Here is a 21,802-nt window from a genome sequence, read left to right on the forward strand (position 1 = left end):
AGTGCCTGGGCCATTATGGGTCCGGCGCCGGAGAAGGAGGAATCGTGGATCGGGATGAGGGGGTGGGGCCGCGCGGCTTCCTGAATATCGACGAATCCCGGTTCCGGGACATGGCGGTGACCTTTCGCATCATGCGGCTGGGCGCGGTGTGGCGCACCCGGCTGGAACGCGCGCTGAAGCCCACCGGGCTGAGCGTCGCCGGGTTCCGGCCGATGGCGTACCTGATGATGATGCCGGACGGGACCTCGCAGCGGGACCTGGCGGCGGCGATGAACACCGATACCTCGGCCCTGGTGCGGGTGCTGGACCTGCTGGAGGCCGCCAGCCTGGTGGAACGCCGGCCCGACGAAGCCGACCGGCGGGCCAACCGGCTGTTCATCACGCCCGAGGGGCGGAAAAAATGCCGCCAGTTCCACGAGATTTCCGCCCGGCTGGAGCGCGAGATGACGGCGGGCCTGCCGCGTGAGGCCATTCCGGGGCTGGTGGGCCTGCTGGACCGCATCCTGCTGAATGCCGAGCGCGCGTCGGCCGCCGGCCGGGACGTGCCGTGACCGGACCGGTCCGGTCGGCCCCGGTGTGGCCGCGCCTTGTGCCGGCGGTGTTCACCGACTCCGTGCGCTGGCGGGACATGGGGGGCCGCGCGGCGTTCTGCGCGCGCGTGTTCGCGTCGATCGGCCTGGCGCTGTATTGCGCGTTCACGTTCCAGCTCGAATCCCCCATGAGTTCGGTGACCACGGTGATGATCGTGGCCAACCCCACGGTCGGCGCGCTGATGTCCAAGAGCGTCTGGCGCATCATCGGCACCGTGCTGGGGGCGGCCGTCAGCGTGGCGCTGATGGCCGGGCTGGCGCAGTCGCCGGTGCTGTATGTCATGGTGCTGGCGGTGGCGGTGGCCTTCGCCTGCCTGGTCGCGACCTTCCTGCGGCTGTTCCGCGCCTATGCCGCCGTGCTCAGCGGCTATACGATCGTCATCGTCGCGGCACCGTCCTATGCCGATCCCAACGGGATCTTCCTCAGCGCCATGTCGCGGCTGTCGGCGGTCACGGTGGGCATCGTGGCCACCGCGATCGTGTTCATGGCGACCTCGCCCCGCCGGCCGCAGCAGGTGCTGACCCAGATCGGGCAGGTGATGCGCGATGTCGTGGCCCACGCGCTGGCCTTTCACGAATTCCACCAGGGCGCGCCCGTGCGGGACCAGGCGGTGGCCGAGCCCGGGCTGTCCGGTTTCCGTGCCATGCCGGTGCCGCTGTACGACAGTCGCGGCGCGCTGCTGGCGCGGATCGGCGGGCTGGGCGCGGCGGTGGAATATGCCGCGACCGACACGTATGAAATCGCCCGCCGGGTCAATGCGCTGCGGGTGGGGCTGAGCGGCCTGGCCGGCATCGTCGCCACCTATCATCCGCTGTGGCGCGGCATGGATGGCGACGCGCCCGACCTGCGCCGGCTGCACGGGCGTATCGCCGCGCTGATGACGGAATTGCTGGACCTGATGGCGCGGCCGGGATGGGTGGACGATCCGGCCCCGGTCCGCGCGCGGATCGGCGCGGCGCTGGACCGGCTGGCGGCGGACGAGCGCGCGGCGGCCGCCACGGACGGCACGGCGCTGCTGGCGGCCATGGACACGGTGCGCGACATCCTGGCGCAACTGGATACGGTGATGGGCATCCTGACGGGCGACGCGGTGCCGCGCCGGGTCCGGCTGCGCTGGTTCCTGGACTGGCCCAGCGCGCTGCGCAACGGCGCGCGCGGCGGGATCATCACGCTCCTGGCCGGGCTGATCTGGTATGTGCTGCACTGGCATTCCGGGCCGATGCTGATGCTGTACATCGTCGCCGCGTCCAGCCTGATCTCGACCACGCCGTCGGCGTCGCGCGCCAGCGTGCTGATGGCGGCGGGCACCGCGCTGTCGGTGCCGGCGGGGGTGGCGTGCCACATGCTGGCGCTGCCGCGCATCGACGGTTTTCCGCTGCTGTGGCTCGTGCTGTGCGCCTTCGTGCTGCCGGGCGCGTGGATCCAGTTCAGCCCGCGCTGGGGCATCGGGGCGTTCGGCTATTCGGTGTTCTTTGCCGCGCAGCTCGATGTCTCCAACCCCATTCGCTATGACGACATCGCGCTGACCAATACCTGGATGGCGTTCCTGATGGCCAGCGCGCTGCTGGTGCTGGGCTTTCGCGTCATCCTGCCGCCCGACGACCGGCTGGACGCGGCGCGGCTGGCCGCGTCGATCACCCGTTCGCTGCGCCGGCTGGCGCTGGTGCTGCCCGACGGGCCCGGGACGTGGGTGGCGTGGGAAGGGCTGCAGGTCCAGAAGACCACCCGCATGGTCCAGCGGCTGGCGCTGTGCATGCCGCCGGCCGAACGGCAGGCCCGTATCGACGCCGCGCTGGCGTCGGTGTCGCTGGGGCGGCTGGTGATCCGGGCGCGGCGCATCGCCGACGGGCCGGCGCTGGCGGCGCGGGACCGCGCGGCCCTGCATGCGGCGCTGGGTGGCTTCGCGCGCCTGCGCCGCGACCCGGACGGCACCGCGCGCGGGCTGGAGGGCGCGGCGGACGCGATGCGGGCCGGCGCCGACACCGGCACCGACGCGGGGCTGGCGGCGTGGCGCGTGGCGGCGTGCCTGGACCAGGCGGCCCATATCCTGCGCGCCGTTCCGGGCTTCTTCCACCGGCACGGGCCGCTGCAGCTTGCCCCCGACATGCCGGGCGCACGGCGCACGCTGGCGGCGCCCGTGCCGGCCTATAGCGTGATCCTGGGGCGGGTCGTCCATGGCTGATCGCGACGGGCCGCATCGGAGCGCAGGAAACGCGCGAAGGACGCGCCGGCAGCGGGACTTTTGAAGCAGCCTCGCGGTCCGCGCGGTGCTGGCATGGCGGGGGGGCATAGGTGCGCCGCGACATCTCGCGCTGTGCGCGGGGGCGAGGTATGCCTGCGTGCGATGGTTTTCGGTAAGGTCCGTCCGACAAACGAAAAAGAAAAGTTTCGAGAGCGATATGCCCCTTCTGCGCACCCTGATCCGCGTGGTCCTGACCCTGAGCGTTGTTGCGCTGGCGATCGTCATGGGCGTGACCCTGTGGGACACGTATATGATTGCCCCCTGGACGCGCGACGGTCGCGTGCGGGTGTATGTGGTGGACGTGGCGCCGGAAGTGCCGGGCACGGTGGTGCAGGTTCCGGTGGTGGACAACCAGTTCGTGCACAGGGGGGACCCGCTGTTCGTGCTGGACCCGGTGCGCTTCCGGCTGGCGATCCGCGAGGCGCAGGCCCGGCTGGACGGGGCGCTGGAGGACCTGAAGCTGAAGCAGAACGACGCGAAGCGCCGCATGGGGCTGGGCGGCATCGTCTCGGCGGAAGAGCAGGAGGTGTTCAACTCGAACGTGGCGACGCAGATCGCGGCGGTGGATGCGGCGCGGGCGGCGCTGGACCTGGCGAAGCTGAACCTGCAGCGCTCGGTGCTGTATTCGCCGGTCAACGGCTACATCACCAACCTGAACCTGCGGGTGGGCGACTACCTGACGGCGGGGCAGCCGCGCCTGGCGGTGATCGACGCCGATTCCTACTGGGTGAACGGGTATTTCGAGGAAACCAAGATGTGGGGCGTGCATGTCGGTGACGTCGCCCGCGTCAAGCTGATGGGCTACAAGCAGATCATCCCCGGCCATGTCGTGTCCATCGCGCGCGGCATCAACGACCAGAACGGCACCCCCGACCGGCTGGGCCTGCAGGACGTCAACCCGATCTTCACCTGGGTGCGGCTGGCGCAGCGCATTCCCGTGCGCGTCCATCTGGACCATGTGCCCGACAGCATCACCCTGGCGGCCGGCATGACCTGCACCGTCACCGTCGGCCCGCAGTCGCGCGGCCAGCGGGGGCGCCTGACCACCTGGCTGCAAGACCACCTGTAAGGGATGTGTGCCCGCAGACGCACGCTGGCGGCGATCCGACGCGCATCCGCTGTGCTCCGGTGCTCACGGCCATCAAGGCCGCTCCGCTCCGGTGCGCGCGGACACACGCCGGGCGCGGCCCTGCGGGCCGCTCTCGCTCACCAGCCCACGTCTGCGGGCACACATCTTTCAAACGGACATCGGGCCCGAACGTGACCATGAGCGCGAGCATGAAGACGAGACGCACATTCCACCGGGCCGGGCTGATGCTGCTGGCCGCCACGATGCTGGCGGGGTGCACGGTGGGGCCGCGCTACCAGCCGGACCGGATGAAGCTGCCGCCGGGCTTTGCCGAGGACGAGCATGCCGCGACGCCGGCGGAAATCGCCCGCACCAATGCCGAGCTGAAGGACTGGTGGCACCGCTTCGGCGACGCCGAGCTGGACCGGCTGGTCGACCGCGCGATCGCGGGCAATTACGACCTGCAGATCGCCGGCCAGCGCATCCTGGCCGAGCGCGCGCTGCGCGACGTCCAGGCCTCCGCCTGGTATCCGCAGGTCGATGCCAACACCACCGACGGTGACGCCCGCTATTCCATCAACGTGGACAACTGGCCGCTGCGCCCGGGCAATCCGGCCAACCGGCCGGGGGCGTCGTACCTGTCCTACGGCGTCAGCGCCAGCTGGCAGATCGACGTGTTCGGCCGCATCCGCCGCGCGGTCGAGGCCTCGGAACACGCGGTCGAGGAGAATGTCGAGGAACGGCGCGCGGTGCTGATGACCATGCTGTCGTCGCTGGTCAGCGACTACATGGTGCTGCGCGACACCCAACTGCGGCTGGAGATCTCGAACCGCAACATCGGGGTGGCGCAGGAAGCCTACGACCTGACGCGGCGCCTGTATCTGGAGGGCGTGGGCAACACGCTGCAGATCGCCCAGGCGAAGGCCGAGCTGGACGCCCAGCAGGCGGCGCGCGAGCCGCTGCGCACCCATATCGCGCAGATCACCCACGCCATCGACGTGCTGATGGGCCAGGTGCCCGGCACCACCGAGGCCGAGCTGAAGGTGGCGCAGCCGCTGCCCCAGGTGCCGGAATTCCCGGCGACGGTGCCCTCGATCGTGCTGGGCAACCGGCCCGACATCCGCCGCGCCGAGCGCGCCTATGCCGAGGCGACGGCGCGGATCGGGGTGGCGGTGGCGCAGATGTATCCGAATTTCGCCATTCCGCTGAACTTCAACCCCAACGCGTCGGCGATGTACCAGGTGTTCGAGGCCGGGGCGCTGAGCTGGCAGTTCTTCATGCTGGCGTCGCTGCCGCTGATGCATGGCGGCAAGCTGACCGGGCAGATCCGCGCCGCCCAGGCGGCGGCGGAAGCCAGCCGCCTGACCTACCGCCAGACGGTGCTGGGCGCGTTCCGCGAGGTCGAGGACGCGATGGCGGCGTGGCATGACGACGTGGAGCACACCGAACTGCTGCACCGCGCCGCCGAGGACAGCCGGCTGGCCAGCGACCGGGCGCGCAAGCTGTATGCCGCCGGGCTGGTGGGCTTCCTGGAGGTGCTGACCACCGAGCGCACCGCCCTGGCCGCCGAGAACGCCGAGGCCGTGGCGCGGCTGGAACGCCTGCAGGATGCCATCGACCTCTATACCGCCATGGGTGCCGGCTGGCAGGGCGTGGGGGTGACCGCCTCCGCCCTGCCGGTGTCGCTGGAGAAGCAGAACGTCCTGGCGCGGGCGTTCCAGGATTGAGGGAAGACGTTTTTTTTGAAAAAAGAACCAGAAAACTTTTGATCTGTTCAGGGATTTTCTTGCGTTAGGCTACGGCGCGGTTGAAGATTGGTGGGACAGGCTGTCGATGATCATGACGGTCATGTCACCCTGCTCCACGTTTATTGACGATATACCTGGGATGCGCAGGCGGAAACGCTTCGGGTCATGACATTACCGTGCCACGGCATCCCGGGAAGAGCGGGCAGGTTGCTGGAGGAACACGCAATGCGTCTTTCGCGTGCCGATACGCTGCGCCCGATAGATCCCGGAATGGCCGGAACACAGATAGGCGATGAAACATCCCACCGCGAGATAGACGATATCCGCGGCACCGAAGAGTTCGATGCCCATAAGGGTGCAGGCCAGCGGCGTGTTGGCGGCGCCGGCGAAGACGGCGACGAAGCCCACGGCGGCCAGCAGGTCCACCGGCGCGTGCAGCAGCGGCGCCAGCGCGTTGCCCAGGCCGGCACCGATGAAGAACAGCGGCGTGACCTCGCCGCCCTTGAACCCGGTGGCCAGGGCCGCGACGGTGAAGGCCAGCTTCCACAGCCAGCTCCATGCATAGTGTGCGGGACCGAAGAAATCGAGGATGGACGCGCCCCCCGGTTCGGGCGCCGTGATGCCGAGGCCAAGGTAATCCCGTGATCCGGCCAGGAAGACCAGCACGATGGTCAGCACGCCGCCGATGGCCGGACGCAGCCAGGCGACGGGGCACAGCGCCCTGAAGACGGCCCCCAGCCGATGCACCGCCTGGGCGAAGGCCAGGCTGGCCAGCCCGAAGGCGACCCCGGCGGGCGCTACCCTGGCCAGCAGCAGCGGATCGGCATGGAATGCCGTGCCGCCCGCGTCCGGATAGCCCCGGAATGGCAGCGTGTAGGTAACGTGATGAATCCCCCACGCATGGCAGGTCCAGTCGGCGGCAATGGCGGCGACGGCGACCGGGACGATGGCCGAATACTCCATCCGCCCGATGGACAGGACCTCCATCGCGAACACCGCGCCCGCGACCGGGGTGCCGAACACCCCACCGAATCCGGCGGCGATGCCCGCCGTCAGCAGGGTCCGGACCTCGCGCGCCGTCAGGCGGAACATGCGCGTGAAGCCGCTGGCGATGCTGCCGCCGATCTGCACGGCGGTGCCTTCGCGCCCGACCGAGGCGCCGAACAGATGGCTGACCACCGTTCCGGCCAGGACCAGGGGCGCCATGCGCAGGGGCACGCCGCCGCCCGGTTCGTGGATCTGGTCCACGATCAGGTTGTTGCCGCCTTCCGCCTGGCGTCCCAGGACGTGATACGTCAGTCCGACGGCAACCCCGGCCAGGGGCAGGGCGTAGAGCAGGTCCGGATGATGGAGACGGTCGTCCGTTACCCGGTCGAGCAGCCAGAGGAACAGGGCGCAGAGGCTGCCGACACAGACGGCCATCGGCAGGAGCATGCACAGCCAACGGGCGGCGGCGCGGGCGGCGAGGATGCAGCCCGTCACGAACCGGGCCATGACGGCCACATACCGATCGCGGCGCGGACGAAACGAAAAAGGGATGTACATGGCTGCGAACGGATTCCTGCCCTTGTTGCCCGAAGGCGGTGGGTAGGAATCATCAGCCCCCGAAAGAGGCGGTTCGACCCGGACGGTCAGGCAGAAATCCATTGCCTGCGCCGACGTTAACCCCGAACCGGATGGCGGCGTCAAGATCGCGCGTGCCGGGCCGCGTGGGTGCGGGCCGGCGTTCCGGCTGCATATCTGCGCCGCGCATGGATGCTTGCATGGGGGGGAAATTTAGGGTGTGTTTCCCGGAATGTTCCACTTTCGGGGCGATGCGGAACGGCTTCGGGTCCATCGTCCCTCAATTCCGGCACCCCGGCTGCCGCGCCGGACCATGCGGTCCCGTCATGGCGTGTCGGCGGCGCCGTCGGTCCGAGGTCCCGTCATGAGGCGTTCGCGCATCTGGGTACTGGGGGGCGGTGCCGCCCTCGTTCTGCTGCTGCTGGCCGGCTGCTACCGCATGGCGGCGCGGCCGGAACAGGCGACGCTGACCCTTGCGGCCGGAACGGGCGCGCATCCGCTGCTGCCGCCGCCCAACCCGACGCTGCTGCCCACGGTGAATATCGCCACCCCGGTGGGCTGGGCGGCGGGGGCCACGCCCCGCGTGGTGCCCGGGCTGGCGGTGGCGGCGTTCGCCACCGGCCTGGACCATCCGCGCTGGCTGTACCGCCTGCCCAACGGCGATATCCTGGTCGCGGAATCGAATTCGCCCATGACCGATATCACGACGCTGAAGAACCGGATCGCCCGCTTCGTCATGGGGGCGGTCGGGGCGGGGGATAAAAGCCCGGACCGGATCATCCTGCTGCGCGACTCCACGGGGCGCGGGGTGGCCGACCAGCGGACGGTGTTCCTGGATCATCTGCGCTCGCCGTTCGGCATGGCGCTGGTGGGCGATACGCTGTACGTCGCCAATGCCGATTCGCTGGTGCGCTTTCCCTACCAAACGGGCCAGACCCGGATCGATGCGCCGGGGACCAGGGTGATCGACCTGCCAGCGGGCTATAACCATCACTGGACCAAAAACATCCTGGCCAGCCCGGACGGCAGCGCGCTGTACATCACCGTGGGGTCGAACAGCAATGTGGCCGAGCACGGCATGGCGGTCGAGGAAGGACGGGCGCGGATCGACCGGTTCGACATCGCCACCGGCACGCTGCGCCCCTTCGCCACCGGCCTGCGCAACCCCAACGGCCTGGCCTGGAACCCGCAGACCGGCGCGTTGTGGACCGCCGTCAACGAACGCGACGAGATCGGCAGCGACCTGGTGCCCGACTACATCACCGCCGTGCAGGAGGGCGCGTTCTATGGCTGGCCCTACAGCTATTACGGGCAGCATGTGGACGTGCGCGTGACGCCGCAGCGGCCCGACCTGGTGGCGCAGGCCATTGCACCCGACTATGCGCTGGGGCCGCATACCGCGTCGCTGGGGATCGCGTTTTCGCAGGCCAGCACGCTGCCCGAAGCCTGGCGGCACGGGCTGTTCGTGGCGCAGCACGGATCGTGGAACCGCTGGCCCAAGAGCGGCTATCGCGTGATCTACGTCCCGTTCGTCGACGGTGCCCCGGTGGAAGAGCCGCGCGAGGTGCTGACCGGCTTCCTGACCGCCGACGAAAAGCACGTCCACGGCCGCCCCGTTGGCCTGGCGCTGGACGGCACGGGCGCGCTGCTGGTGGCCGACGACGTGGGCAACACCGTCTGGCGCGTGACCGGCGCCCCGGGCATGCCGCAGGGACAATAATGAGGCGTCTGCTTGCCGTCGCCTGCCTGTGCGCCTTTTCCGCCGCGTGCACGGACGACCGCGGTACGGGCGCGCTGCATGCGGCGGTGTCGCGATGCCTGGCACGTTATCCGTTCCGGAAAGGCACCGCGTACGACCGGTTCCGCTGCATCGCCGCGGCCCATTTCCGATATGGTCCGGACGCGATCGGACCCAATTACGACCTGGTGTCGCAGACCGACATGGCTTCGTTACGCATCGGCCTGGACGTTGACGCCGGCACCCTGGACGTGCCCGAGGCCGAGACGGCCCTTCGCTGGGCCATGACCAAGGCCCAGAACCAGGCCATCCAGCGGACGAAGGGCCAGGGCACCGCCCCGCCGTCGCGGGCAGCGGGCCCCGCGACCGAGGGAGCCGTTACTGGGGCCGGGAAATAACGGCCGAATCCGATGATTTCGGATCGGGATTGAGAATGGTTGCGCCGGATTGCGGCGAATACGTATCGGATGTCGACTGATTCGGCGTAACGGGGGGATGGAACGCCGAAACCGGGCCGAACACGCCGCCGTCGGACCGCTTCATCGTGCTTTCGGGCTGGCGGGCGCATCCACGGGTGATAATGGAACAGATCCCGTCCGTGCCGACCATTTCGTCGTCGTCACCCGCATAATGCACGTCCGACACCCGGTCATGGTCCAGGCGGATTACCGCCGTGCAGGTCGTGCCGCCGCCGCCGCCAAGCTGCAGGATCGTCGTGACGACATCGCCCACCGGAATGAGTGTCGAACCCCCGTAGGTCGGCTGCGAATGCGTTCCGGTGTAGACGAAGATCTGGGTCGTATCGTTGAGCTGCTTGGTGGAGGTTGGAAGTCCGGCACACGCCTGCAGGTCGTAGGACGTCATCCCGATCATCGTCACCTGTGCCTTGTGGGCGGCCCGTGAATCGAAATATCCGCAGCCGCCCAGGCCGAGAGGAAACGAGGAGACGGCAAGCAAGCAAAGAATGCGGCGGTTCATGTCCTGGATTATCCCTCCATCCCGATCCGAACGCGCCCGGCGCGGCACACCCGTTCGCCAAACCTAGTGCGCTCTTTCCGGTCGGCGCAAGGGCCCGGCGCGGCGTAAAATGTTTCTTCCATGGCGATACACAATGTTGCCGGAATTGTGTCCATATTATGTACGGATACTTCGCCATTGCCTTTCTCGTTCCGCACTCTCATCATGGACCATATCGTCAGCAGGGCCACGGCAACGGCTTCTTCGAAGGCCGCTCCGGCAGGGGCCATCATTCGGAACTGCATCGGAAAACGAAGGAGAATCCGCCGATCATGTCGCTACCGTCTCGTTGCAAATCGTTTGCCCGGCTCCCTCTCATGGCGGTGCTTCTGGCACTGGCGGCCTGCGTCAGCCCCGGACAGCCGCTGCCGCCGCCATTGCCGGCCGTGGCGAAGGCTGCCCCGCTGACGAGCGCGGATGCGGATTTCGTGCAGAAGCTCAACGAGATGGACGTGATGCAGATCGCGCTGGCGAAGAGTGCCCAGACCCATGCGGCGCGCAGCGATGTGGCGACCCTGGGTGCGACCATCGCCAAGGACCTGACGGGAAACCAGGACAAGCTGACGAAGCTGGTGGCGGCGCACGCCATCACCCTGACACCCAAGCCTTCGTCCGAAAATCAGAAAATTATCGACCGGATACAGCATTTTCACGGCACCGCGTTCGACCGAAGCTACATCCGGTCCCTGTCACGCAACAGCGCCAGGATGAAACCTGTCATCGACGCCGAGATCGCCAGCTCGAAGAATCCGGACCTGGTCAAGCTTGCGAACGATACCAAGACCATGCTCGCCGCCTATGAAGCCCAGCTTGCATAGAAGACCGTTTCCTACGCCCGGCTGCCGGGCGTAGGAACAGGGCGGCCCACGGCGTGGCGATCAGGGCGTCTGGCGCGTATCATGGCGGGGCAGGGCATGCCCGAAAATACGCGCGTAAAGATCCTGCCCGTAGCTTGTCGTCTCCGGCTCTCCGGGGCGGAGACGGAAGGTACGGGTGCCGTTCTCCAGTCTTTCGGGCCGCAGGAACAGCGTATCGGCGCGATGGTTCGCGAAGAACCGGTGGGCGAAGCTGTACTGATGCGTCACGAAAAACACCCGGACGCCGACATCCTGAAGGCTGCTGACGATTTCGTAGGAAATATCGGAACCTTCCCGGTCATTGGTCGAGGCAAACGATTCGTTGAGCAACATGACCGAATGCGGCCGAAGCTGATCCACCAGCACGCTCATACGATGCAGCTCCTCATCGAATTTTCCGCTTTCGAGCGCGCGGTCTTCCTCGCGCTTGAAATGCGTGAACACGTTTCCGGCCGCGCCGGTACGCGGTGACCCGGCTCCGGCGAACAGCCCGCATTGTCCCATCACGAAGGACAGGCCGACGCTGCGCAGGAAGGTCGTTTTCCCCCCTGGTTGGCCCCGGTGATGATGACGGTACGGTGCGGGCCCGTGGCGTCGATATCGTTGCCCACGACCTGCCTGTCCCGATGTCAGTGCAAGGGCGACGTCATAAAGTCCGGTCGCCGCGAAATCATGGTCTTCGGAAGACTGGAAGTCCGGAAGGCAGGTCGGCAGCGCCAGTTCCACCAGCCGCGCGTGAAGATTGATCGCGCCGACATAGAAAGCCAGCTCGTTCCGAAGCGCGTTCAGGAAGGCAAGCACGTGGTCCTTCCCTTGTCCGAGCGCATCCGCCACGCGATTGAGCGCGCGATCGCGAATGTCGCTCAGGGCGCGTGCGCCGCTTTCGTCGCGTTCATTCAGCCGGAAGCTGTACCCTTCCGGCTTCCCCGCGAAGGCGCGTGCCAGCCAGTTGCCTTCCGGCGGCAGCGGCTTGCGCAGCACATGGTCGGTTGCCTTGTTCCCGACGCCCAGCCGGGCGGTAAACAGCATGCGCGGCCGGCTCAGGTCACTGATATAGCCGCGAATGCGTTCGAAGAAAGGGTCATCCAGTTCGCGGGAAAGCGTTTCGAACAGCGTCCGCAGGCCGCGCGACGTTGAACGGCCTCGTTCCGCGTCGCTGATGGCCCGCAGGCGCGTCAGGGTTCCCAGAAGCAGCTTCAGGACCGACACGGATTCGAATACGATGCTGCCGGGACTGCGAAAACCGGCATGAATATAGCTTTTGCGTTCCGCCTCGATCGCGTCCGAGGCCAGGCTGTACAGTTCCCGGACCAGGTCCTCCCGGTCGAGGCTTTCCGATGTGATTTCCTGCCGGTAGCGGATGTCTTCGGGGTCGGCCAGGGTGTTCAGCATCACGCGTGGGCTGACCCGGGCAATCAGCTCGTCGCCTGCCGCCATGGCGTCGAATATGACGTTCAGGCGCAAATCGTCGATCAGGGCGTCCGCCTGCGGCGGCAGGGGGGCTTTCGGATCGAGGTCCCGATCGCGAAAGAGCAGGTGGGCTTTCATGGTGCCTCCGTCAGGCGGCGCCGGATATCGGCGCCCGTGAGGTGATATTTATGGGCCAGGGAGGCAGCATAGACCCGTCCGTCGGAGGGGCGGCGGACGATCCTGAATGTCCGTGCGTCGTCGCGGTCCGGATCGACCGTACTGACCATGCTGACGATCGTGTGGGACAATGTCGCGATCTCATCGATGAAGGTCACGCAGACGCAGATCAGGTCCTGTCCGATGAAGTCCTCCAGAACGGCAGCGGACAGGCTGGCCGCGTCGTCGGCCGTCGTCGCGTTGAAGCTTTCGTTCATGATCACGAGGCTGCGCGGCGAGACATGCGTGACGATGTCGTGAATCCGCACCAGTTCGTCTTCCAGCTTGCCGCGCAGGTCGGCCGCGTTCTCCTCCCGCTCGAAATGCGTATGGATCTCGTCGACCAGGAACAGATGCGCTTCGCGTCCGGGAACGGGCAGTCCGAGACGGGCGAGATAGTGCAATTGACCGAATGCCCGGGCGAAGGTCGTCTTTCCGCCCTGATTGGGGCCGGTGACCATGATGATCCGTTCGGGGCCGGAGAGTTCGAAATCGTTCGTGACGACCGCCTTGCCGTCATCGACCAGCCGCACGGCCAGGGCGGGATCGAACATGTCGGCTACCCGCTCCGCCTTGTCGGTGTCCGACATGTCCGGGCAACAGAATGGCAGGCCCGCGGCACGCATCGGCGCGATGAAATCGGCATAGGCGAGGTAGAAATGCAGTTCCCTGTCCAGCCTGATCAGGACCGGATTTTCGTAGGTGGCGAAATCCTCGCAGAATGTCCGCAGGCGGTCGAACACGTTCGGATTCAGCCGTGCGACGAATGCGAGGATCGTCGCCTCGATATGATCGAGCCCCAGGGTGTCCTGCAGGTCCACGAGGTGGCTGCGGACGTCGCCCTGCCGGAACCGCGCAAAGGTGTCCTCGATTTCCGCGCTGTAATCGCTTTCGCGTCCGGGATGCTGGACCCGGAAATCCCCTTCGCCCACGGATACCGCATACACAATGTCCTCCAGGTCTCGCGCGATCGCCTCCCCCTCGTCGGCGAGGCGGCGGAAATGGTCCGATGAGAGATGCGTGTCGAGCCACCGCGCCAGCATGCCGACGGCGTCGGAGGTCGGTTTCAGCCCGTTCAGGGCCCGGTCGAGGTCCCGGACGGCGGATCCGTACATCCTTGCGGCATCGAGGAACCAGCGCCGCGCCGACCATTCGTCCTGGCTTTTCCCGACCATCTGCTGTTGAGCGCGGCTGCTCTGGATCTTCCGCGTGAAAGCGCGGCACGCCGCGCCGATATCCGGCTGCTCGAGATCCTGCCAGAACGCCTGGCGATAGCGGATCGTCCCGAGATCCGGCGCCGGCGTGCAGAATACCCGGTCGAGCCCGAACATCTCCCGCCCGGCGGTCATCCGGTCGAGGATCTGATCCAGGCAGAGGTCGTGGAAGCAGCGGGGTTCGGGTGCCGGACGATCGGGCACCGGCTCGGTCCGGGCCTGCATCGCGGGGTCGGGATTCAGAATGCTTTCGAAACCGATGGCATCGTGCGCCGCCATGGTGCGGTATCCTTCCGGCATTGCTGTCACGGAAGGATGCAAGACGTCCTGCCGCAACACACGGGATGCGAGCAGGAGTCATCAGCCCTGGGGGCGGTTATACGGAGGTACTCCATCTCCGACCGGACGGCGTAAGCCCTCCGATAGCCACCTCAACGCACGAAACGCCGCCAGGTTGACGGACGGCCGGAAATCGAATCCGCGCCCCCTCGATTTTCAGCCGGATCGGGAACCGATCGGGAAAAGGCCGTTTCCTGTTCGCGGGCAGGCGATTATGCTTGCCCGTGACCCGTTCCCTTGGACCCTGTTTTTACCGCTGTTTTCAACTATGTTGTCCTGGCAGGAGGCGTGAGCATGCGCATTCTCGTCGTTCTCGACCGGCCTGACACCGTGACCTTCACGCTCGAGGTGGCCGGGCAACTGGCGGACCGGTTCGCGTGCCGGGACATTCGTCTGCTGCATCCCCAACTGGAAGACGATCCCGATTTCAGGGCACCGGACGAGGGCATGCCGACGCGGGAAGACCGCCTGCGTTTCGCGCGGTCCGTGTCCGACCGTGCGGACCGGCTTCGCGCCGCCTGCGCGGACTGGATCACGGCGTCGGGCCGAACCGCGACCGCCCGCTGGATCGAGATAGCGGGGGATGTCCAGAAGATCGTGGCGCGCGAAGCCGCGAACGCCGACCTGACGGTTCTGAGCCGCCCGCGCCCGAAGGACCCCGCATTCGTCGGACAGGCCTTCACCGGCGCGTTGTACGATGCGCAGTCCACGGTCGTGATCGCGCCCCTTCATCATCACCCGACCGTCGGCGCGCGGCCCGTCATTGCCTGGCGTCCGTCCCACGCGCTCGAACGCGCGATCGCATCGGCCACCCCCTTGCTGTCCAGGGCGGAGGTGGTCACGTGGGTCATCGGTGAGGGCGGACACGGGACGGTCGAACTGCCCCCGGTGGCGGCCCAACTGGAATCCAGGGGGGTCAGGACCGTCGTCGATCGGTTCACGCTCGACGATGGCGATCCCGGCGAGCAGATCCGCGCCCATGCCCTTGCGGCGCAGGCCGACCTCCTGATCATGGGGTCCTACACCCATCCGCGCTTCGTCGAATGGCTCTTCGGCGGGCCGACGCGCGATATCCTCGCCCATGGTACCCTCCCGATCCTGACCCACCATTGAGAGGCTGCTTCAGAAGCTCCGCTGCCGGCGATCCGACGCGCGTTTCCTGTGCTCCGATGCTCATGGCCCATAAGGCCACTCCGCTTCGGTGCTCGGAAACGCACGACGGGCGCGACCCTTCGGGTCGCTCTCGCTCAGCAGCGGGACTTTTGAAGCAGCCTCCGAGAGCCTGACCGGACAGGCTCCGAGGCTCCACCCCGACAGGGATTGAACCGACGTGACGAATTTTCTTCCGACGCTCTGGATTGCTCTCGCGGGTGCCGCAGGCACGCTCCTGCGCTACTGGATCGGGCTGGCGACGCTGCGCTGGAGCCAGTCGCTGCCCTGGGGCACGATCCTGATCAATGCGACCGGCTCGTTCGCCATCGCGTTCTTCGGCAGCCTGACCGTCGCGGGCGCGCGCTTCCCGCTGTCCGATACGCAAAGGGTGGTCTTCATGGTCGGGCTGTGCGGCGGATATACGACCTTTTCCTCGTTCAGCCTCCAGACGCTCGATCTGCTGCGGAATGGCGCGCCGGTCAGGGCTTTTCTCAATATCGGGTTGTCGGTCGTCCTGTGCATGGCGACCGTCTCGGCCGGCTACCTCGCCGCCCAGGCCGTCAATCACGCGCACGCGCGCCGGCTTCATCAGGCATCGTGAAAAAGCCGCCTGACGGGCAGGGCGTGCACCGCCCGGATACCGGGCGGCCCTGGGGGCCGCCCGCCATGTCCGGGCAGGGTCAGACGCGCAGTGCCGCGACCGTCTGGTGGGCGGCTTCGATGGCGGCGGCGCGCTGGTCTTCTCCACGGCTGACGCCTTCGGCCACGATGACCTCCGGGGTGGCGATGCCGATGAAGCCCAGCGCGGTGCGCAGGTAGGTTTCCGTGTGTTCCGCCGTGGCGTACGGCGTTTCCTGGCCGTAGAAGCTGCCGCGCGACAGCGCCACGATCACGCGCTTTCCTTCCACCAGACCCTTCACGCCCTCGGGGCCGTATTTGAAGGTCCGGCCCGGGACCAGGACGCGGTCGAGCCAGCTCTTGAGCTGCGTGGGGATGGTGAAATTATACATCGGCGCGCCGATGACCACGATATCGGCGGTCAGGAACTCCTCCAGCACGGCCTGGCTCTCGGCGCGCTCGACCTCGTTGCCGGGGACCGAGGCCGGGTGGTCGGGTGGCAGGTTGGCCAGCGTCATGTGCGACAGCGGGTGGGCCACCAGGTCGCGCCGCGTCACGGTCAGGTCCGGCTGCAAGGCCCGGACATGCGCCACGACGGCGGCGGACAGCGTGCGGCTGACCGAACTGTCCTCGGGCAGGATGCTGGCGTCGAGATGCAGGAGTTTCATTGCGTCGGTCCTAGGTATATGTTTGTAACCGAGGATATGTTTGCCACTGTCACCACGGCGCGCAAGGGGGCACATTCTTGATACGCGGGAACATGCATGTAACCGGGGAGGCACCCGATCCGGGCCAGGGAAACTGCCGCAAGATCAGTCCGGTCCTGGCGCGCCTGGGCGACAAATGGAGCGTGCTGATCGTCATGCAACTGGGCAACGGGCCGCGCCGGTTCAATGAAATCCGCCGCATGGTCGACGGCATTTCCCAGCGCATGCTGACCCTGACCCTGCGCGGGCTGGAGCGCGACGGCATGGTAACGCGCACGGTCTATCCGACCATCCCGCCCCGCGTGGACTACGAACTGACGCCGCTGGGCCGGTCGCTGCGCGAACCGGTGCAGGCGCTGGGGACCTGGGCGATGGCCAACCTGGACAAGATCGAGATGGCGCAACGGGAATTCGATAGCCGGAAAGCGTGAGGGATCAGGGCACGCGAACCAAATAGCGTCGTGACGAGGTGCCCGGCGGATGCGTGAATATCGCGGTGAAGGCGGCGGGATGTAAGACTGGCAGCTTGCGCCCTCATGTCGGGCATACGCGCCTGTGAATAGCTTTCCGCATAGCGGACATAAGCAGCACAATCTCTCGCGGCCGAGTTGGGGCCGTTTTCTGCCTGTCAGGTTTCAGGCACGACAAATGGGAAGCCGACCTTCGCGCAACAACTCGCTGATGCCGGCAAGCCCCCTCGGACGAATCAGCAGGATGGTCGCGTTAGTTTACGTCGACATTACGGCCAATCGTGTCGCTGGTTACACGCCCGAGGGTGGTACGACACTCTACGATATAGCGCCACGATAGCGGTTGGTTCGAGGGGCCCGCTTCAGCGTTGATCGACGCCGATCCGCAGCCAAGCTGAGACTTGTACAATTCGATCGTCCTGGACATTTGCTGCAATACGTGCGATAGCGCTGCCATGATACCATCATGCATCGACCTATTTGCCGGTTGTGGCGGGCTCTCGCTCGGTCTTGGAGCCGCCGGTTTCTCGACCCTGTTCGCGATCGAGGCTCATGCTGATGCATTCGATACCTACCGAGCCAACTTACTTGACAGTGGCAGGAACCGCCATAGTTGGCCGGCATGGCTCGACAAGCGAGCGTGGCAGGCTCAGGATGTACTTGTCCATCATGAAACGGAACTTGCCGAGTTACGCGGGAAGGTCGACTTGGTCGCCGGCGGACCACCATGCCAAGGCTTCAGCATGAATGGCCTCCGGCGGCCTGATGATCCACGCAGCAAAATGGTGGACGTCTATCTCCATTACGTCGAAATCGTCCGTCCACGCCTAATTTTGTTGGAGAATGTGGTTGGCTTCCGCTCGATGAAGCATCGCACAGGCGGAACTTACAGCGATTATACCAAGCGTAGGCTGGAAGCCTTTGGCTACGACACCTGGATTGAAATCTTACGGGCTGCGGACTGGGGCGTTCCGCAGCGCAGGCCGAGGTTTGTACTCATCGCTGCACCAAAGGGCACACTACCCGGCATTGATCCAATGCAACGCTTGCGCGTCGCCAGGAAAGCATTCCTTGTCGCACGAGGGCTTGGGCCGGATCATACGAGCGCCAGTGCCGCGATCTCAGACCTTGAGGAAAGCGATATGGAACCCGGACTTGACAGCGAATGGGGCCATCTCGGTTTCCGGGCGCTGAAGCGCTCGCGGGAAGCAGCGACTCCGTACCAGCGACTGATGAGGGTTGACAGCCTTAATCAGCCCGGCGACCTCAGGTTGCCTAGGCACAGCACCGCCTCAGTCGGGCGGATGCGGGACATATTGGACAATTGCGAACGCGGGGTTTGTCTGAGGCTAGTGGACCGGGAACGCCTCGGCATCAAGAAACGCTCAACCACGCCGCTCGCCCCGGACGGGCCCGCTCCTACCATTAGCACGCTACCGGATGACTTCGTGCACTATTCCAAGCCACGGGCAATGACGGTCCGGGAGCACGCGCGCTTGCAATCCTTCCCAGATTGGTTCTCGTTCAAGGGACCCTACACAACCGGCGGCAGCCGCCGGCGGGATGCATGCCCGAGGTTCACTCAGGTCGGGAACGCGGTGCCACCGCTTTTGGCCGAGGCACTTGGGGAGATGCTTATGGGCCTCTTAGCCGTCCAAAAGCGTGACGAGTCGCCTCATCTCGCGGAAAGCCTCAGTATGCTCGGCGAATACCCGACGGATGTCCGCAAAATCGTTGACGGTGATTTCGCCGCTACCTTGTAGTATCCATCCCGCATCTCCCTCGACCTCCACTACATGGCCGAGAAGGTTACGCTTGCGGAGGACCTTCTGGTCATATTGAGCACTGGACTTGCGTAACTCGCGCAACCGGTCTGCATCCGCGTCGTTCAGGCCAAAAGTAGCAGGGCTAGCAGCGGCAACCTGTGTCAGCCGGCGAAAATGCTTAAACAGCTTCATGCTATCGACTGCCCGGGTTTCAATGCGAGCAAGCAGGTCTTTAGCTTTCGACTCCTCATATGCCTGCTTGGCTTCGTCCAAGAACTTCAGGACGTCACTATCAAGGCTTTCGATCTTGCCTGCGCAATTCGGATCCCGGGCGCACATCGACAACATTGCAACCTTCATGAGATCATCGCATTCGGCCACTACCCGCATGGCGAGCCCCCTCATGCCGGATAGCCTGTCAAGTGATCGTGCCGTTTGGTCTATCAACTCGCCAGCACGCTCTGTAAAGCGCCCGCGTGAACAGCAGTACACGCCTTCGACCGCCTTGCTGGCGATCAAACTGCGAAGCTCCTGCTCCTCGGCGCTGCCCGAATAGAAAAGAATGGTCGTCGAAGGAAATAGCTCGCGAACCCTCGGCGCTAGCTCATCACCTTTCTCGTCGCGCAAGCGGTAGTCCAGCAAGATGAGGTCATACATATGATAGAGTTGGTGCTTACGCGAGAGGTCATCGATCCCGGTCCCATTTGGAATTGTTTCGATGCGCGCTAGAAAGCCCGCATCTTGCACCCTGCGCTTGAGTGCTTGCTCCTCCTCTGGGCTAAACGAATCCTCTATCCATAGGATTCCTAGGTCGAGATTCATTGCCGTTCCCCCGGGACAACGATGTCGAAGTCAGCTCGCGTTCCATCTCCTGCAAGCTCGATGGTGCCGCCCATTCCCTCGACTATCTGGCGAATGCTGTACAAGCCTAGTCCAGTGCCGTTGGCAGAACCGGTATAGCCCCGCTCGAAAATCTTGGACGGGTCGACCTTGCGCCTGTCGATACCCAGGCCATCGTCGATGACCCTGATAAGCACGGAGTCCTGCCCCTTGCGCGTGGCCTTGAACTCGATCTTGCTCGCTTTCGCCTTGCGTGCGTTATCCAGCAGGTTGTCGACGAGAACTGCTACGTCCACGGGGGAGAATTCCCGTTCCAGCGCCAGATTGGCGGCATCAAAGGTAGCGGCTGGCATGCCAGGAATACCAACAAGGCGAACCTCGAAATACTCGGTGAGAAATTGGAGCAAGTCGCCGTGCACCTTGTCGGTTTCCAAATCGACACGGATGTTCGGTGCAAATGACAGAACGGTGCGCAAGCGATCCCCGGATAAGCTTGCGCCGGCGATCGAGACCGATGCACGACGGGCGGACTGGCGGATCGTGGCGAGCAGATCCTCGACGTCCCCGAGGTCATCGATTTCTTTTGGCATCACGGCCGCAGCCAGAATGTTCCGCACCTCATGCGCCATGTTCTCGATTGCCGCGCGCACATGCCCGAGGTGTATCGTGGCTTGGTGCATGAGCAACTGGATGCGCTCGACATCGACATCCTGGCTGCTCCCGAGGAACGCTGCCTGCTTCTCTAGCGCCGCAATCCGCGCATCGGCGGTGGCCCGCTCCGCCATCGCGCGCAGGGCGGCTTGGCGAGCTTCGTCGCGCGACGCCCGCAATTCAGCGATCCGCCTCCTCGCTTCCTCTACCTGGCCAAGCAAGGAGACATCGCTGCGGCTCTCCGCAACCGCCGACATCGCCTTGAGCGCATCGTCAGTGATCTTGTCGGGATCGTCGGCCACGCGGACGAGTTCTGTATCGTAGTACAGGATTTCGACGTCCTTCGATCGCGCAAGCGAACCAACTATACCAAGGACGCGCTCGCGTGCCCGGTCAGTTTCAAGGCCTTCGGATGTATCACGGTCTTGATCAGGCCTGTCCTGCCAGTTCACGCCGACCACATAACGCTCAAGCCGGAAGATCATATGACGGCGGATCGCTTCATACAGCGCGCGACTCCGCGCATCTTCGATCAGGCCCGCGTCCCGGCTCGACACTTCTCGGAACATCTTGGGCGGCGCTGTTACATCAACCCGCCCGATGATGTCGCGCGTACCAAGGTAGCGGGATTGGCCTTGCTGCTTCCTGCGGTTCAATCCGAGGGTGTCGTCAAACTCATCGCCGATTGGCGAGACACGGAACCCATTTAGGAAAAGGAAAACGCTCCCGAACTCCACGGGCCGCACGCTCATGCGAGACGTAAAAGTATGCTTAGCTGACCTGTTGAGGAAGTATACCTGCCCTTCGACGCGGCAGTCAGTAAGTTCGTCATAGGGAGAAGGCTCACGGATTGCATATATTTTCCGACCACGATCGAAAAGCGTCGTGTCAACACGGCCGTCCGCGACGGTTACCTCGATCCGGCTTGTCTTCTCCCTGAGTATGTCAGCAATGTTATTCCCTACCGGACCATCGACGCCCTCCATCCTCTCCTCGGACCCATCTACCAGCCAGGTCGAGACGGCGACATGACTGGTCGTACCGAATGGGTCGATGAGCTTAGCAAGATCCCTGCGCAACCGGCGGATGGCGTTTTCGTTCCACTCCTGCCGAGTGCCCTTAATGACGAGCATCGTTCCATGCTGGGGTGGAGGCTCGGCATTTGCGATCCTGGGAAACGATGGCGCCGTCCCAAGTTCGACTTCGACTTCCTGAAACTCCTCAGTGCTATCCTGTTCGAAGCGCGTCCAGTCGATTTCAAGCCTTGAGATCCAGTTGCCGCCTTCGGTGCGGCTATAGAGTTCCAAGCCATCCCCGAGCGTGTCGCATGCGAAGCGGCCAATCCCCTTGCTCCCCGCGAACGCGATCTTGTCACGATAGTTATCTGAAGCTGAAAGTGCCTTCTCGGAGTAGGCGACGAATAGCCACTTGTCGCGAATATCCGTCGACGTCATCCCCTTGCCATCGTCGACGATGGTGATGGAAGCCTCACCCGGATCAAACTCGATGTCGACCCTCGTCGCCCCGGCATCGAATGAGTTCTTCACCAACTCGAAAATCGCCACGAACTCGTTCGTGACCAGATCGCGCCCGA

Annotated in this window: 18 protein-coding genes and 2 riboswitches; of the genes, 11 read left to right on the forward strand and 7 right to left on the reverse strand. The window is 65.3% G+C overall.

Features of this window, described 5'->3' with window-relative positions; all coding sequences use genetic code 11:
• Window positions 1-44: 44 nt before the first annotated feature.
• From GDI_RS17780 to GDI_RS17795, 4 genes are all read left to right on the forward strand, one after another.
• Window positions 45-551 (forward strand): MarR family winged helix-turn-helix transcriptional regulator, encoded by a 507-nt coding sequence (locus tag GDI_RS17780; RefSeq protein WP_012554472.1) that lies wholly within the window; start codon window positions 45-47, stop codon window positions 549-551.
• The gene (locus tag GDI_RS17785; protein ID WP_012228508.1) at window positions 548-2,773 is read left to right on the forward strand and encodes an FUSC family protein; all 2,226 of its coding nucleotides are present in this window, start codon (window positions 548-550) and stop codon (window positions 2,771-2,773) included. The genes GDI_RS17780 and GDI_RS17785 overlap by 4 nt, the downstream gene beginning before the upstream one ends.
• Before the next feature lie 217 nt (window positions 2,774-2,990).
• A complete protein-coding gene (locus GDI_RS17790) occupies window positions 2,991-3,902 on the forward strand; it encodes an HlyD family efflux transporter periplasmic adaptor subunit (protein WP_012228510.1) in 912 nt (303 codons plus the stop codon).
• Between the two features lie 197 nt (window positions 3,903-4,099).
• Window positions 4,100-5,629 carry an efflux transporter outer membrane subunit gene (locus GDI_RS17795; protein WP_041249594.1) on the forward strand — a complete coding sequence of 510 codons (1,530 nt, stop codon included), beginning with the start codon at window positions 4,100-4,102 and terminating at the stop codon, window positions 5,627-5,629.
• Between the two features lie 192 nt (window positions 5,630-5,821).
• On the opposite strand, the gene GDI_RS17800 is transcribed toward GDI_RS17795, so the two are convergent.
• Complete coding sequence (locus GDI_RS17800) at window positions 5,822-7,144, reverse strand: voltage-gated chloride channel family protein (protein WP_173363426.1); 1,323 nt, start codon at window positions 7,142-7,144, stop codon at window positions 5,822-5,824.
• Window positions 7,145-7,231: 87 nt separating this feature from the next.
• A riboswitch (Fluoride riboswitch) is annotated at window positions 7,232-7,310 on the reverse strand.
• 267 nt (window positions 7,311-7,577) lie between these two features.
• Here GDI_RS17800 and GDI_RS17805 point away from each other — a divergent pair.
• Both GDI_RS17805 and GDI_RS17810 read left to right on the forward strand, forming a co-directional pair.
• Window positions 7,578-8,933 carry a PQQ-dependent sugar dehydrogenase gene (locus GDI_RS17805; protein WP_012554476.1) on the forward strand — a complete coding sequence of 452 codons (1,356 nt, stop codon included), beginning with the start codon at window positions 7,578-7,580 and terminating at the stop codon, window positions 8,931-8,933.
• Window positions 8,933-9,349, forward strand: coding sequence for a hypothetical protein (locus tag GDI_RS17810; protein ID WP_012228514.1), 417 nt, complete (start codon window positions 8,933-8,935; stop codon window positions 9,347-9,349). Before GDI_RS17805 ends, GDI_RS17810 begins: the two co-directional genes overlap by 1 nt.
• On the opposite strand, the gene GDI_RS17815 is transcribed toward GDI_RS17810, so the two are convergent.
• Window positions 9,330-9,929 (reverse strand): hypothetical protein, encoded by a 600-nt coding sequence (locus tag GDI_RS17815; RefSeq protein ID WP_012554477.1) that lies wholly within the window; start codon window positions 9,927-9,929, stop codon window positions 9,330-9,332. The genes GDI_RS17810 and GDI_RS17815 overlap by 20 nt on opposite strands.
• A 158-nt stretch (window positions 9,930-10,087) precedes the next feature.
• Between GDI_RS17815 and GDI_RS17820 the strand changes: the two genes are divergently transcribed.
• Window positions 10,088-10,786, forward strand: a complete 699-nt coding sequence (locus tag GDI_RS17820) for a DUF4142 domain-containing protein (protein ID WP_012228516.1) — start codon at window positions 10,088-10,090, stop codon at window positions 10,784-10,786.
• A gap of 60 nt (window positions 10,787-10,846) precedes the next feature.
• On the opposite strand, the gene GDI_RS17825 is transcribed toward GDI_RS17820, so the two are convergent.
• Window positions 10,847-12,373 carry a MutS-related protein gene (locus GDI_RS17825; RefSeq protein WP_012228517.1) on the reverse strand — a complete coding sequence of 509 codons (1,527 nt, stop codon included), beginning with the start codon at window positions 12,371-12,373 and terminating at the stop codon, window positions 10,847-10,849.
• On the reverse strand, window positions 12,370-13,944 hold the full coding sequence (locus tag GDI_RS17830; protein WP_012554481.1) for a MutS-related protein: 1,575 nt from the start codon (window positions 13,942-13,944) through the stop codon (window positions 12,370-12,372). Before GDI_RS17830 ends, GDI_RS17825 begins: the two co-directional genes overlap by 4 nt.
• A gap of 65 nt (window positions 13,945-14,009) precedes the next feature.
• Window positions 14,010-14,073, reverse strand: a riboswitch (Fluoride riboswitch).
• A gap of 225 nt (window positions 14,074-14,298) precedes the next feature.
• Between GDI_RS17830 and GDI_RS17835 the strand changes: the two genes are divergently transcribed.
• Both GDI_RS17835 and crcB read left to right on the forward strand, forming a co-directional pair.
• Window positions 14,299-15,117: a universal stress protein gene (locus GDI_RS17835; RefSeq protein WP_012554482.1), complete on the forward strand. Its 819-nt coding sequence runs from the start codon at window positions 14,299-14,301 to the stop codon at window positions 15,115-15,117.
• Between the two features lie 217 nt (window positions 15,118-15,334).
• The gene (gene crcB, locus GDI_RS17840) at window positions 15,335-15,757 is read left to right on the forward strand and encodes a fluoride efflux transporter CrcB (RefSeq protein WP_012228524.1); all 423 of its coding nucleotides are present in this window, start codon (window positions 15,335-15,337) and stop codon (window positions 15,755-15,757) included.
• Window positions 15,758-15,836: 79 nt separating this feature from the next.
• Here crcB and GDI_RS17845 read toward each other — a convergent pair whose 3' ends face one another.
• Entirely contained in the window at window positions 15,837-16,442 is a 606-nt protein-coding gene (locus GDI_RS17845) for an FMN-dependent NADH-azoreductase (protein ID WP_012228526.1), read from the reverse strand.
• 92 nt (window positions 16,443-16,534) lie between these two features.
• Here GDI_RS17845 and GDI_RS17850 point away from each other — a divergent pair, with 92 nt between their 5' ends.
• Together GDI_RS17850 and GDI_RS19400 are read left to right on the forward strand one after the other, a co-directional pair.
• Window positions 16,535-16,912: a winged helix-turn-helix transcriptional regulator gene (locus tag GDI_RS17850; protein ID WP_049762937.1), complete on the forward strand. Its 378-nt coding sequence runs from the start codon at window positions 16,535-16,537 to the stop codon at window positions 16,910-16,912.
• A gap of 440 nt (window positions 16,913-17,352) precedes the next feature.
• Complete coding sequence (locus GDI_RS19400; protein ID WP_231854165.1) at window positions 17,353-18,714, forward strand: DNA cytosine methyltransferase; 1,362 nt, start codon at window positions 17,353-17,355, stop codon at window positions 18,712-18,714.
• Here the strand turns inward: GDI_RS19400 and GDI_RS17855 are convergent.
• Together GDI_RS17855 and GDI_RS17860 are read right to left on the reverse strand one after the other, a co-directional pair.
• Window positions 18,598-19,539 (reverse strand): response regulator, encoded by a 942-nt coding sequence (locus GDI_RS17855; RefSeq protein ID WP_012228534.1) that lies wholly within the window; start codon window positions 19,537-19,539, stop codon window positions 18,598-18,600. The genes GDI_RS19400 and GDI_RS17855 overlap by 117 nt on opposite strands.
• Entirely contained in the window at window positions 19,536-21,773 is a 2,238-nt protein-coding gene (locus tag GDI_RS17860) for a sensor histidine kinase (protein WP_231854166.1), read from the reverse strand. Before GDI_RS17860 ends, GDI_RS17855 begins: the two co-directional genes overlap by 4 nt.
• Window positions 21,774-21,802 lie beyond the last annotated feature (29 nt).

It is taken from the genome of Gluconacetobacter diazotrophicus PA1 5 (assembly GCF_000067045.1).
Taxonomy (GTDB): Bacteria; Pseudomonadota; Alphaproteobacteria; order Acetobacterales; family Acetobacteraceae; genus Gluconacetobacter; species Gluconacetobacter diazotrophicus.